The 13,795-nt window shown below is 44.7% G+C and carries 11 protein-coding genes; 7 read left to right on the top strand and 4 right to left on the bottom strand.

All coding sequences use genetic code 11. The annotated features are described in order from the left end of the window. The first annotated feature begins 152 nt into the window (after nt 1-152). Complete coding sequence (locus Q3W13_RS10215) at nt 153-3,074, top strand: triple tyrosine motif-containing protein (RefSeq protein WP_302863458.1); 2,922 nt, start codon at nt 153-155, stop codon at nt 3,072-3,074. Between the two features lie 178 nt (nt 3,075-3,252). Here the strand turns inward: Q3W13_RS10215 and Q3W13_RS10210 are convergent, their stop codons facing one another. From Q3W13_RS10210 to Q3W13_RS10195, 4 genes are read right to left on the bottom strand one after another with little or no spacing between them, the layout of a single operon-like run. Further along, nucleotides 3,253-4,011: a ThuA domain-containing protein gene (locus Q3W13_RS10210; protein WP_302863457.1), complete on the bottom strand. Its 759-nt coding sequence runs from the start codon at nt 4,009-4,011 to the stop codon at nt 3,253-3,255. 13 nt (nt 4,012-4,024) lie between these two features. Further along, nucleotides 4,025-4,777 (bottom strand): ThuA domain-containing protein, encoded by a 753-nt coding sequence (locus tag Q3W13_RS10205; RefSeq protein ID WP_302863455.1) that lies wholly within the window; start codon nt 4,775-4,777, stop codon nt 4,025-4,027. A gap of 57 nt (nt 4,778-4,834) precedes the next feature. Then, entirely contained in the window at nt 4,835-5,977 is a 1,143-nt protein-coding gene (locus Q3W13_RS10200; protein WP_302863454.1) for a redoxin family protein, read from the bottom strand. Nucleotides 5,978-5,987: 10 nt separating this feature from the next. Beyond that, the gene (locus tag Q3W13_RS10195) at nt 5,988-7,826 is read right to left on the bottom strand and encodes a glycoside hydrolase family 9 protein (RefSeq protein WP_302863452.1); all 1,839 of its coding nucleotides are present in this window, start codon (nt 7,824-7,826) and stop codon (nt 5,988-5,990) included. A 639-nt stretch (nt 7,827-8,465) separates the two neighbouring features. Here Q3W13_RS10195 and Q3W13_RS10190 point away from each other — a divergent pair. The 6 genes from Q3W13_RS10190 (at nt 8,466) to Q3W13_RS10165 (ending at nt 13,777) form a co-directional block, all read left to right on the top strand. Next, nucleotides 8,466-8,900, top strand: coding sequence for a PTS sugar transporter subunit IIA (locus Q3W13_RS10190; RefSeq protein ID WP_302863450.1), 435 nt, complete (start codon nt 8,466-8,468; stop codon nt 8,898-8,900). Beyond that, nucleotides 8,893-9,363, top strand: coding sequence for a PTS sugar transporter subunit IIB (locus Q3W13_RS10185; protein WP_302863448.1), 471 nt, complete (start codon nt 8,893-8,895; stop codon nt 9,361-9,363). Before Q3W13_RS10190 ends, Q3W13_RS10185 begins: the two co-directional genes overlap by 8 nt. 90 nt (nt 9,364-9,453) lie before the next feature. Beyond that, nucleotides 9,454-11,028 carry a PTS system mannose/fructose/sorbose family transporter subunit IID gene (locus tag Q3W13_RS10180; protein ID WP_302863446.1) on the top strand — a complete coding sequence of 525 codons (1,575 nt, stop codon included), beginning with the start codon at nt 9,454-9,456 and terminating at the stop codon, nt 11,026-11,028. A gap of 2 nt (nt 11,029-11,030) precedes the next feature. Further along, nucleotides 11,031-12,734 carry a phosphoenolpyruvate--protein phosphotransferase gene (gene ptsP, locus Q3W13_RS10175; protein WP_302863445.1) on the top strand — a complete coding sequence of 568 codons (1,704 nt, stop codon included), beginning with the start codon at nt 11,031-11,033 and terminating at the stop codon, nt 12,732-12,734. Between the two features lie 17 nt (nt 12,735-12,751). Then, the gene (locus tag Q3W13_RS10170) at nt 12,752-13,018 is read left to right on the top strand and encodes an HPr family phosphocarrier protein (RefSeq protein ID WP_302863444.1); all 267 of its coding nucleotides are present in this window, start codon (nt 12,752-12,754) and stop codon (nt 13,016-13,018) included. Further along, nucleotides 13,019-13,777, top strand: coding sequence for a 6-phosphogluconolactonase (locus tag Q3W13_RS10165; protein WP_302863443.1), 759 nt, complete (start codon nt 13,019-13,021; stop codon nt 13,775-13,777). Nucleotides 13,778-13,795: the final 18 nt, after the last annotated feature.

Genomic DNA, 13,795 nt, shown 5'->3' with positions numbered 1-13,795 from the left:
TGCCGCCCTGCGTTCTACATCACCACTACATAAAATTCAGAAAACAACAGAAAACTGTTCCAATTTGAGCATCAGCACATTTTTACTATTGCTGCATACCTCTACATGTCCGAAATGTTTCCTAATTTTCCGTTCCAATTATTACCGGCCGGATGCTGACAAGAAAATACACACTGTTTTGTATTATTGCTATAAGTACAGCATGCCGCGTAATTGCTCAACCTTCCATTGGGTTGCCGGCTATAAAAAATTATACTCATACCGATTACAATGCCGATGCCGGGATCTGGGGCATAGCCCGGGATAAAAACGGGGTTCTCTATTTTGCCAATAACGATGGCCTGCTTTCCTTTGATGGCAGTTACTGGAAAGTCTACCCAATGCCCAATAAGGCAGCCATTAAATCCGTATCGATTGACGCCTCCGGTAAAATTTATTGCGGAGGGCAGGATGAGATTGGTTATTTCTTTCCTGATAATAATGGCATTCTTAAGTTTCATTCCTTAAAAAACCTGCTGCCGCAAAAGGCCCGTCAGTTTGCCGATATCTGGAATATCGTATTGTATAACGGCGAGGTGTTTTTCCGAACCGTAGAATGTATATTCGAGCTTAAAGGCAACCAGTTAAGAACCTTCGACGCTCCCGGCGGGTGGCGTTTGCTGGCTAAGGCAGGCGGCGAGCTATTCGCAGAAGATAAGGATGAAGGCCTTATGACATTTAAAAACGGGCGATGGCAAACCTGCTACGCTGTGTATCCCACTACAGGTTTGCAAATAACCGGCATCACCTCTTTCAGTAAAGATACCCTGCTTATAGTAACGCAGCGAAAGGGCGCTTACCTGCTTGCCGGCACATCGGTAACGCCCAAACCAACGGCTATTGACGGTTTGTTAAACAGCGACCTGGTAAACGGTATTACTAAGGTTGCGGACGACCGCTACGCCATTGCAACCACTGCAAGAGGACTTTTTATTATCGACAAAAACGGGAAACTAATAGAGCACTTTTCCAATAACGAAGGCCTGCAGAATAACAACATTCATGCCGTTAATGCCGATAATGATGAAAATTTGTGGCTCGGTTTAGAAAACGGCGTCAGCTTTGTGAATATCAATACGGCAGTAAGACTCATCAATCCCGGTGTTTTTAATCAGGTTAAAAGTAATACTGCAATTGTGTTTGACAAAAGATTATTTGTTGGTACGTCCAACGGTTTGTACAGTATCGCTATTGACCAGCAGACCGATATCAGCAAATTAAAAGGTCATTTTACCGAGGTCAATAATACCAAAGGGCAAGTGTGGAATTTAGCAGAAATCAATAATAATTTACTGATCGGTCATCAGGATGGCATTATGGTTTTGCGTGGCAATTATGCTGAATCTGTAACCGGCAGACAGGGCGCCTGGATGTTCAGGCCGATGTCAAAATCTAACGATATCATTGCCGGAACTTATACCGGCTTGCAATTATTGCAGGCATCCGGCGCTAATTTTGTGAATGCCGGAAAAATCGCCGGCATTTACGAATCACTGGCAACCATTGCCAAAGATAACAGCAGCAATGTAATTTGGGCATCGCATCCTTACCGTGGTATTTACCGGATACAACTTTCGCCCGACCATAAGACAATAGTGAGGTATTCGCAATACACAGATAAGAACGGTATGCCTTCCGTACTCAATAATTATGTTTTCTTTATTAAGAATAAGGTTATAGCGGGTACTGAAAAAGGTGTTTACGAATATAGCCCGGCCAAAAAAGCTTTTGTGCCATCATCTTTTTACAGGCCGATTTTTGGGACCGCAAGTATTGAATACCTAACCGAAGATAAAACCGGCAATATCTGGTTTATAAGCGACCAGCGCGCAGGGGTAGTAGATTTCAGCAAGCCTCACGGGAATAACAGCTATACAGTTACTTACTTTCCGGAACTGACCGGACAGATGATGAAAGGTTCGGGGTTTATCTATCCTTATAATGACGAAAATATCTTTGTCGGTTCAGGCAACGGCATTTTTCATCTCAATTACCGCGCTTATGTATCAAAAGAACGTAAGTTAAATGTGCTGCTCACTACCGTTAAAACCATTGCCGAAAAAGACAGCCTGATTTTTGGCGGCTATTTTACCATGGACGGCCGCATAAGCGGCGCTCAGGATAGCAAACACGCTCCAACCGTTACCAAAAACTGGAATTCCTTTCACTTTGAATATTCGTCGACGCTTTTTGCGCAAAAAAGTAACCTGGAATTTACGTACAAACTGGATGGGTTTGACAAGGATTGGTCTAAATGGTCCGGAAAAACTGAAAAGGATTATACAAACCTGCCTTATGGTACTTATACTTTTTCAGTTCGGGCCCGCAATAACCTGGGCAGCGCGTCGGCTCCGGTTAATTATACCTTTACCGTTAAACCCGGCTGGTATCAAACGCCGTGGGCTTATTTCTGGTATGCGGTAGCTATATCTATAACTATCGCATGGGCAGCACGGGCTCAGCACAAAAAATTTGAGAGCGCCCGAAAGCGTCACAAAGATGAGCAAAAGCGCCTTCAATACTTGCACAGCCTGGAGCTTGACCGAAACGAAAAGGAAATTATTGCCCTGAAAAATGACAACCTGCAAAACGAGCTCAATTATAAAAACAAGGAATTGGCGACCCTTACCATGCACCTTGTAGACCGGGGGAAGCTGTTGTTGAATATAAAGAATGAGCTGACTACCCTCACCAAAAAGCTCAACATCCCCGATCCGGCTCACCAGTTTCGCAGCGTATTCAGACTGCTGAACGACTCGGAGAAAAATGATGATGACTGGACCCAATTCGCCATGTATTTTGACCAGGTACATAATAATTTTCTGACCACCATGAAAACAAAGTTCCCTAATCTCAGCTCAACAGATCTAAAACTTTGTGCCTACCTGCGGCTTAATCTTACTTCCAAAGAAATTGCGCAACTGCTTAATATTTCATTAAAAGGTGTTGAAATCAGCCGGTACAGGGTGAGAAAAAAGTTAGGGTTATCAACCGATGTGCATTTGTATGACTTTTTGATTGAGGTAACGAGCTGAAATATTAATTCAGCTTGAGGTTATACCATCAAAGAGATATTTTCCATCGTGCGTTTGCATCGCCAGGAGGGCGTGTATCGCTTGCGCGATACCCACCACTGGTGAAAAGGATAAGAGATAGGAAAAAAGATTTTTATATCGTTTTGTTTAACTTAGGGCTTATTAATCAATATTGAGCTTACTTGCCAGCCGCCCAGAAAATAGCATTCTTGAGCAGCGTTTTATAATCTGTACTATTAAACAGCACGGGCGAATGCCCCATAAAAATGTAGATATTTCGGGCCTTGTAATGCGGGTTTGTCCAGATTACAGGATGGTCGCCCATCTTGGTATCTGAATTGGGCTGGTAGGTCGACTCATCGACGGAAGCGAGTACATGTACATTGGGGCGCATGCTTTTCTCGTAGGTATAAAACTCTTCCTTTTCTACTATAAATGATGGAGATACGCCTCTCGTCACCGGGTGTGTTTTATCTTCAATATTTACCTTAGCCTTTACAAATGTTGCGATGTAGTTTTTATAGCGGGTACTGCCCATAAACTTGCTGAACCATTGCCACATTGGGTAGCCGTCGAACTCGCCCAGCAGCGTTGCATGGTGTAAGCCTACCCAGCCGCCTTTGCCCTGCTCAATATAATTTTCAAAAGCTTTTACCGCTTTTTCTTTCCAACCGTAAGGAGCATAATCCAGTTGAAGGAATAGTTGATAACTTTCCAAAAAAGCATCATCTATTTTATCGGTATTTTGAATGTAATCTATGCTGAAATGCTCTGCCACTGCAAGACTATCGAGCCAGATTTTAGCGCGTTTAGAGTATTCAATGTGATGTCCGCCATTTTCATATAGGGCAATCACTTTAAAGCGGGGCTTTTTTTGTGCGAAGGCTGAACATAAACACAACAGGGAAATACCTATTATTAGCGTTACTTTTTTCATGGCATTTAACGATTTATTTTGATGCCGCCCAAAGGATAGCATTTTTAACAAGCAATGTATAATTTGGATTGTCCATATCGGTTGGTGAATGGCCAACGCAGATATAAATCATGCGGTGAAAGTTTGGATTTGTCCAAATCATGGGATGGTCGCCCATGGGTTTGTTTTGTTTGTAGGTAGATTCGTCAACAGTTGCCAAAACGTGAACATTTGCCCGTGGACTTTTATCCCACTCGTACCACTCATCAGCCAGCCAGAATTTTGCCGGCAGGCCTTTCATTACCGGGTGGGTCCGGTCTTCAACTACCAGCAAGCCGTCCTGGAACGCCGGATGCGGCGAATAGATAACACCTCCCATCAGGGTTTCAAACCAGTCCCAATATGGCTTGGCAGGGTTTGTATCGATGAATTGTTTGCCTGTTAACCCCGCAGCATGGATACCGACCCAACCCTTGCCCTGCGTTACAAACTTTTGCAATGCCGCCTGCTGGCTTGCCGACATATCAAATGGCGCCAAATGGAACATTACAAAAACCTGATATTTGGCCAAATTGGCATCATTGATCCGGGCGGTATCGTCAGTAAAGTCAACGCTAAAATTGTTTTCCTTACCAAGCTTTTCAAAAAACTGTTCGCCTGCAGAAATGCTTCGCCAATGGTCTTTAGCAAGAGATGCCACAACAAGAACTCTCAATTGGGGTGACTGGGCGTCTGCCAGGAAAATCGTGATAAGGTTTAAAGCAATTATGGTAAATATCTTTTTCATGTACTATCGTTTTTAATCACCTTCAAATAGGGAGGATGCCGCTCACAACTTTTATTGTTAATTCTTTTCCCCTTCTTTATAAATCCTGCCCATCATCGGGTTATCAAAAATTATCTTTCTCAATTGTTCAGCATCAATTAGACCCTGGTGGGCATAAGCAATTTTACCGTCAGGCTCAACCAATAGGGTGTAGGGCAGCGCACCATCCCATTTCGGGTCTACAGCTTCTATCATTTTATATTTATCATCGCCGGTGTAGATGTAATTTGGCCCTGATGCCTGCCTGCTTTTTAAAAATCTCAAAACTTTATCTTTCCTTCCAGGCTCATCGGCGCTGATGCTCACGAATTCAAGCCCCCGGTCACGGTAAGTGTGGTTAAGGGTAACCAGGTCGCTGAATTCGGCCACGCATGGTCCGCACCAGGTAGCCCACAGGTTAATCAATCTCAGTTTATCCGTATGATTTTTTACTATTTCTTTTATGCCCGAAGTACTAACCGTATCCAGTGTTACCGGCTCGCTTGCCCAGGTGACATGCGCTTTCTCCAGCCAGACACTTTTTTCGGCCCATTTGATTGAACAGCCAAATGTTTTGGTTACCGGTTCGGCAATTTCCTTCCCGGCCAGGATGGCGTCAATGGCATTGCGGGCATCCTGCGAATGCGGCGTTTTTGCCGGGTTCTCCATATCATCGATGCGGCCGTTGTAACGCAGCTTCCGGTCTTTATCAAAAATGAAAACATGCGGTGTGGCTACCGGACCATATTTTTTTGAGGTGACTTCCGTTTCGCCGTCATATAAATAAGGAAAGTTAAAATGTGCATTCTTAGCCCTCGCTTTCATATCCGCGAAAGAGTCCCCTAAATCACTATAGCCAAGCTCATCCAAACGTAAACCAGCCGGATTATTTGGGTTGATCGCAACCACACTAACCCCTTTGGCGGCATAATCACTGGTGATTTTGATGACCCGGTTTTCGTAAGCCTGAGATGTGGGGCAGTGGTTACACATAAAAACAATCACCAGTACTTTGGCGTCCTTAAACGATTCCAGCGTGTAAGTTTTGCCATCGATGCCAGGCAGGCTAAAGTCAGGCGCTTTTTCGCCGATAGGTAGCGTTCTGATATCGTCAAAAGCTAAGGCCCTTCCTGACACAAACAGCATTAAAACAAAACTTAAGCAAGCTATATACTTGTTCATCTTTAATCAATTAATCGGTTAACGATACTGCCAGCAGGTACCACGCTGCATGTGGGAGCCATTGTTCTGCCCAGCGCCAGTCGGAATCTTTTCCCGACACAGCGTAGGGTATGTTGTAGTCGATGTCATTTTCGTTTTCAAAACCCGACGTTATGCCGTTCACAATACCACCCGGCGCATTGGTATACTCAAAAGTGCCGAAGAAGCTATAGGAGGGGTTGTTATGCCCTGTGCCCTGAAGCATACAGCTGTCGAACGGGTTTAAACCTAATATCCAGTTCAGTTGGTCGAGCGCAAAGGCATCCAGCTTGTCATGAAAGGGTTTGTCGTCCTTGAATAAAATGGCTGACATCCGCGCTGCCGCGGCTATCGAACCAAGCCGGGCATTTTCACCTTGCCACCACGGCGAAGCATCACTTCCATGCGGAAAAAAGAATGAGCTATGCCTGTTGCCCAATGTGTCCTGCACCAGCTGGCGGCTGTAGTCAAAAGGATTATTCACCTCATGTGTTATCGCCAGCTCATATTCCATCGATGCTTTCACCGTGTTTTTAATCCGGGCTTGCTCTTCGGCGGAGGCCAAAGGGTAATAATATAGCAAGCTTACAACCGGCATACCTGCGTCCGACGGATGGAAGAACGGCCTGTCGTGATCATCAGCCCTGAAATAATTTTTGTAATTTTTCCACGAGCTTAACCGGGCCATTATATTCGCCGCTTTTTTGGCTGCCGAGGCCTTGTAAATATTTTTGTGCGTAACCTTATATAGCTCCGTTGCAGCGGTTAAGGCACAATACTCATCAAGGATATTTTCCTTGCCGTCGTAATCCATCAGAGGATTATCCTTCTCAAGGAAGGCGAATGCTTCTTCGGCGGCTTTCAGGTAACCGGCATTGCTGTAATCGCCGCTGACAGGGAAAGCGGAAGCCATGGCCAGTACAGCAATGGATAGCCCAGCGCCCGAGCGGTAGCTCGACTGGTACAGTCTCCAGCTTTTTTCTGTGTTATTACCGGTAAAGGACTGATTAGCGGTCTTCTTGATACGATAGCTGCCTTCTTCGGCCTGAATTATTCTGTCTTTCGGCAGTTTACCGGGCCCAGGCGCGCCGACAGAACGATAAAATGAGCCGCCTTTGGGGTGCATTCTAACCAGGTAGTCTGCGCCATACATGGCCTCGTCCAAAATGCGGCGGTTGAACTGGCGGAAGTCGGTACCGGGCCTGGCATTTAAAAGCTCGTAGGTTTTGAACAGGCTCCATGCAGTCAGCGGGATTTGCTGCGGGTTAAAATAGTTGGAGAATGACAGGTGCGACAAGTGCTTGCCGTAATCGCCGGTGGCATCATACCATCCGCCATGCGCGTCAATTGGGTTTGTGGTTTTGCCGGACAAAAACAGGTGATGGTCGGCTTTATCCAAAAGTCCCGAACTGCGCTGCCCCTTAAAGTAATAAACGACGTCAGATATGGTGGCTTTCTCCAGGACGTTTTTGCCAATTATAAAGGGATAAGATATTATTGTTCCGCCGGGAATATCAGCTTTTAATTTGTAATTGCCGGGAGCCGCAAATTCGCTGAAATCAATCGTCCAGAATTGAAAGTTTTTCCATTGATCAACGCGTCCGCTAAATTCAGGCTTACCGCTGAATACTGTTTTACCCGAGGCAACATCCACCAAATTAAATGAACTGATATCTAATTTTTCATTAGCTACTATAACTGCATGTTTGGCACGACCCGCCTCGTAACCTACGTGATTGGTTACTATTTTAACACGCTGAGCCCGCAAGACTACCGGGGTAAAAAGCAACAGGCAAATCAACCATTTACAACAAGCATTTCTCAGGGCCATGAAAATGTAATTTATAGGGTTTACATAAGGATGCGCACCGCGCATCCTTATGAGTTCAAAACTAGCATATAACTTTTTGCGCTACGATTTTGGCAGCACTACATTAGCACTACCAGTTATAAATTGGTGAATTATTATGTAATTCATAGCCTGTGGAAAAGGGGTATATCATGAGCTTAACCGGCGTTGCTACGTGAATTATGTGGTATTTAACGTCTTAAAGGGGATCGGCTGATTGTCTGTTTTCTTATAGGGAAAACATTGATAATCAAACAATTGATTACTAAGCACATATGAATTAATTAAAACGAAAATTACTGATAGTGAGAGTGTTACTGGTGTTCGGGGGTGTTCGTGCAGAAAAACCGAACGATAGAATGTCCTTTAAATCAGTATATTAATAATTTACACGGTATTCCGGATAAAAAGCCGAACGAGGAAAGCGCGGAGAAATCAAAAGAGACCAGGATGCCGACGGCTGGATTCAGCATATTGTGAAACAATTCCTTCAGGTAGATTTATCGTAGAGGTATTGTAGTACCGTTAAATTAGCATATTATTAAAGTTTGGCGGATTATTGCAAAGCGTAAAAATACAAGTATTTAAGTACCGGTTTTACGATAAGCCTGCTGACAGCTGATGGACATAAGCCCTAAAACACGAAAATTTCTGATCGCTACACACGGTACTTTTGCCGCGGGGGTGAAATCATCGCTGGATATTATCATCGGTGCAACGGATAACTTGTTTTTGATACAGGCTTATATTGACGGCGCTATTGGTGTTGAAGAACAGATTAACCAGGTAATGGAACAAGTTAGCGAAGATGACGAACTGATTGTGTTTACAGACATACTGGGCGGCAGCATTACCAACCAAATACTACAGCATGCTTTAAAGGGTAATGTGCATGTGGTATCAGGATTCAATCTCCCTTTAATGATAGAGCTGCTGATGGCTGATGCTAATACGCCGATAGAAGAAACAATAGCATCCGCTATCGATAGCGCTAAAGAACAGATTACCTATGTAAATAAGCTTTTAACCGCACAAAAAGAAGACGAGAATGATTAAGCTTACCAGGATAGACGACCGGTTAGTGCACGGACAGGTGGCTTTTACATGGACCCCCGCGCTAGGTGTAAACTGCCTGTTAATTGCCAATGACAAGGTGGCAAAGGACGAATTTTTAAAGATGACCTTCGGCCTGGCGAAGCCCGCCAACACCCGCCTGCTGATTAAATCGTTGGCTGATGCGGCTGCTTTTTTAAACGATGAAAGAAGCCGCAGTGCAAAGGTTTTCTTAATTGTGAACAGTGTAAAAGATGCCCATGCAATGGTGAATCAGGTTCCCGAAATTAAATCGATAAACTTTGGCGGCATAAGAATGATAGACGGAACCCGGTTGATCTCGAAGGCGGTTGCTGTAAGCGATGATGATATCGTCCTGATAAAAGATCTTCTGGATAAAGGAATAGAATTGGAATTAAGGCAAGTACCCACTGAAAAAAAACAGATGGTGGAGAGCCTGATATAGATATTAAGAGTCAAGAGCCAGAAAAAAAGCGTTCTAAAAGTCCTGGTTCTTGATCCTTAAAAAAGAGACTAATTAAAAGAAGAGATATAAATGACCTTATCCTACTTGCTTATCGCACTTATCGCCATGTTCGGCCACTCGGAGGACTTCCTGGGCACGACGTTGTTGAGTCGCCCGCTGGTATTGGGGCCGCTGGTTGGATTAGTGCTTGGCGATCTGGAGCAGGGTGTGATCATCGGCGCGACACTCGAACTGATATTTATGGGCAATATCAAGGTGGGAGCAGCTATCCCTCCTGATGTAATTACCGGTGGCGTGTTGGGCACGGCATTCGCTATTATCTCCGGTAAAGGACCGGCCATTGCGCTGGCTATCGCAGTGCCGGTATCAATACTGGCTGAACTGGTTATCAGCAGCCTTTTCGTGTTCAGGGCAGTGCTCAATAAAAAGTTTAATCAATACGCCGATGAAGGTAATTTCAACGGCATACAACGCCTGCATATTTTCTCCGGCATTTTACGGCCGGTATTTATGGGGGTCATCATTCTGCTGGCTTTAATGCTTGGCGGACCGGTGATGAAATCATTTTTAGATATGATACCCTCATGGGTGCAAACTGGCCTTACAGTTGCCGGCAACATGCTGCCTGCGCTTGGCTTTGCCCTGCTTTTGCACCTGATGTTTAACAAAACCGTTGCGCCCTACTTCTTCCTTGGTTTTATACTAGCTGCCTATCTAAAACTACCGGTTATTGCTATCGGTGGTTTGGGTGTGGTGATAGCCGTCCTTGTTACGCAGGTTACACCAAAAGCAGTTGATGATGATGATTTTTCGGCTTCCGCTGAAGAAGATGTCCAGGCAACGGGTAAGATTACCCATTCGGACATCCGCAATGTGTTTCTACGCTCGATGGCGCTGGAGGCCAATTTCAACTTTGAAACATGGCAAAATACGGGTTTTGCATTTTCCATCATCCCTGTGTTAAAACGTTTGTATAAAACTAAAGAGGCCATGTCGGCTGCCTTGAAAAGACATTTAAATTTTTTCAATACCAGCCCATACGGTTCAACATTGATTTTAGGCATTACCGCTGCAATGGAAGAGCAGAACAGCAACGATGCCGCCTTTGACGCAGAATCTATCAGCTCCGTTAAACTTGGCTTGATGGGTCCCCTGGCGGGAGTGTTCGATTCCTTGTTCTGGGGTACCTTCAAGGTGATTGCTGCCGGTGTGGGTACATCGCTGGCCATTAAGGGCAATATCATGGGGCCGGTGGTTTTTTTGCTGATATTTAACGTTCCGCACCTGGTGCTGCGATATCATCTGACATTCACCGGGTACAAAGCGGGTACCAGATTCCTTCAAGATCTCGCAAAAAACAACGTTATGGACAGGTTGACGAAAGGCGCCTCTATACTCGGGCTTATGGTAGTCGGCGCAATGCCCGCTACCTTAATGAGTATAAGCACCCCAATAACTATTGGCACCGATAAATCAGCGGTAACCCTGCAAAGCGTACTGGACCAGGTGGTACCGGCTATTATACCACTGGGCCTGACTTTTCTTGTATATTACTTTGTAAAGAATGGCGCTAAGACAACGCACTTGCTGTTGGGTTTGCTGGCACTGGGGTTTATCGGAAGTTTAATTCACCTGTTTTCTTAAGGATGAAAGGAATCGGCGTTTCACCGGGCATAGCTATAGGCAAGGCTTTTGTAATTCAAAAGAAGGAACCTTCGTTTATTGGTATTTTGCTGACTACACCAGTCGAAAAAGTAGCGGACACAATTCGATTTGATGCAGCAATTAAGCGCGCTATACATGAGGTGGAGCAACTCAAAAGTACACTCTCTCTTTCCGAAGAAGATTCTGCCATCCTGGATAGCCAAATAGAACTGCTAAACGACCCTGAAATACGCGGTAATGTTATTGACAAAATCGAAGCACAGGATAAAAACGCTAACGATGCTTTGCTTGAAGTGATTGCCGGTTTTGTTGAGGTTTTCGAAAGCATGGATGACGACTATATGCGTGCCCGTGCGGCCGACATTAAAGATATCGGCAATCGGATACTCAAAAATCTAAATCAATCCGCAGAAAATAAACAAACGACTTTTGAACCGGGTACCATTTTAATTGCCGAAGATCTGTCACCATCAGATGCTATCACCCTTGATGTAAAGAATATAATAGGCTTTGCTACGCAGATTGGCAGTCAAACATCTCATGCGGCAATTATTGCAAAAGCTAAAGGAATTCCTGCAGTGGTGGGCTGTGGCTCTGCATTAATAGAAATAAAAAATGGTGATGCCATAATACTTGACGGGGCCACAGGCCTGCTTGTTGTCAATCCGGATAAGGAATCAATTAACCAGCATATAACAAAGCGTGATGTTTTTAAAGAACAAGCGAAACATCTAAAGTCGCTTAAAGATACTCCTGCAATTACCACCGACGGCACACGGATAAAATTATCAGCCAATATTTCCAATGCCGGTGACTGGCCGGCAGTATTTGAAAATGGCGGCGAGGGGGCCGGGCTTCTGCGGACGGAATTACTCTTTATGGGGAGGGATTCATTCCCCCGGGAAGATGAACAATTTGAATTTTACAAACAGGTGGCCCTGCATTCAAAAGGCAACCCGGTAGTTGTACGTACTATCGATATTGGCGGAGACAAGCATCTGTCATATTTTAACCTGCCTGCCGAGCTAAATCCTTTTTTAGGTTACCGGGCCATTCGTATCTGTCTCGACCAAAAAGACATCTTCATTACCCAGCTCAAAGCCATTTTGCGCGCTTCTGTTTTCGGTGACTTAAAAATTATGTTTCCCATGATTTCAAATATTCACGAAATCAGGTTAGCCAAAAATATATTGGAAGAGGCAAAGGCTATATTACGGCAAGACCGCGTTAGTTTTAAAGCCGATATCAAAGCCGGAATTATGATTGAAGTTCCATCGGCCGCTGTAACGGCCGATTTGCTTGCAAAAGAAGTGGACTTTTTCAGCATTGGCACAAATGATCTTTGCCAGTACACCCTTGCGGCAGACAGGATGAATGAGAAGATTGCACACTTGTACGATCCGTTTAACCCTGCAGTATTGCGGCTCATCAGCTTTGTGATTGAACAGGGAGCCAAACAAAGCATCCATGTGGGTATGTGCGGCGAAATGGCGGGAGATCCTTTGGCTACTTTACTGCTGCTCGGAATGGGCTTGAAGGATTTTTCGATGAGCGCTGCTTTGATACCGGCGGTGAAGCAGGTAGTAATTGATAACAGTTGGGAAAAAGCGAAAGGGATATGGGAGCGGGTAAAGGGAATGCATGATTCTAAAGACATTATTGAATATTTAACCGAGTTTAATTGAATGGATTACCTAAAAGAATGATTACCAACAACTATACAATACTTGCCCCGCAGGGTATACACGCAAGGCCCGCAACGATGCTAATTAAACTAGCGAAAGGTTTTAAATCGGCCATCAGCATAAAAAAGGATGGCAAAACTGTGAAGCTGAATAGTATGCTTGGCCTGTTATCTCTTAATATAAAGGGCGGCGAGACTGTCGCCGTAATGATAGAGGGAGAAGATCAAGTTGAAGCGGAACGCGCTGTTAATCAATTTTTTAACGATTACTTAAAAGACCTGTAAATGAAAATTACCATAACCCAAAACGAGCAAGAGTTTGACGTAACCGCTGCCTGGCGTATAATAGCGCAGATGTTGGAAAAACGCAATTCGGTAATCGGCTTATCTACCGGGCAAACTACCATCGGCATGCACCGTATCGTGTCAGAAATTTATGCTAAATACCGGTTTGACGTCTCGTCAATCACACTGTTCAATGTGGATGAGCTAACCAACCTGTCGCGCGAATATGCAGGGAGTTGTTACACCATGATACTGAACCAAATTGCCGGTCCTCTGGGTATTCCAAAAGAGAACTTTATTATGCCGCCAACATTGTCGGATGATTTCGTGGCTGAAGCGCTTTTATTCGAAAAACGTTTGGCGGAACGGGGCGGTGCAGATTTGCAGATGCTCGGGATTGGCAGCAATGGCCATATCGGCATTAACCAGCCCGGTACGCCGTTTGAAAGTGAAACCTGGGTGTCGCCCATGGACCCTGATTTTGAAGCCCGTGTGCGCCGTGAAACGCAGGTTCCTCCCGAAACAAAGCTTGGCGGCTTGACCCGTGGCATAAAAAACATCATGCAGACCCGTAAACTTGTCCTGATAGCTAAAGGCGTACATAAAGCAGACATTATCGAGCAGGCTATTCTTGGACCGGTCACTATCGATATACCTGCTTCTGTAGTGCAACTACACCCTAACTGCGAAATTTTGCTCGATGCAGATGCCGGTTCTAAAATCGCCGCTTATGCTGAGCAGCGGGGTTATAACTGGTAAACGCATTTCTTACATAGC

This window comes from Mucilaginibacter sp. L3T2-6 (genome assembly GCF_030519355.1).
Classification (GTDB): domain Bacteria; phylum Bacteroidota; class Bacteroidia; order Sphingobacteriales; family Sphingobacteriaceae; genus Mucilaginibacter.
Note: the sequence above shows the minus strand (reverse complement) of the source record. Positions and strands in the feature narration are given on the sequence as shown.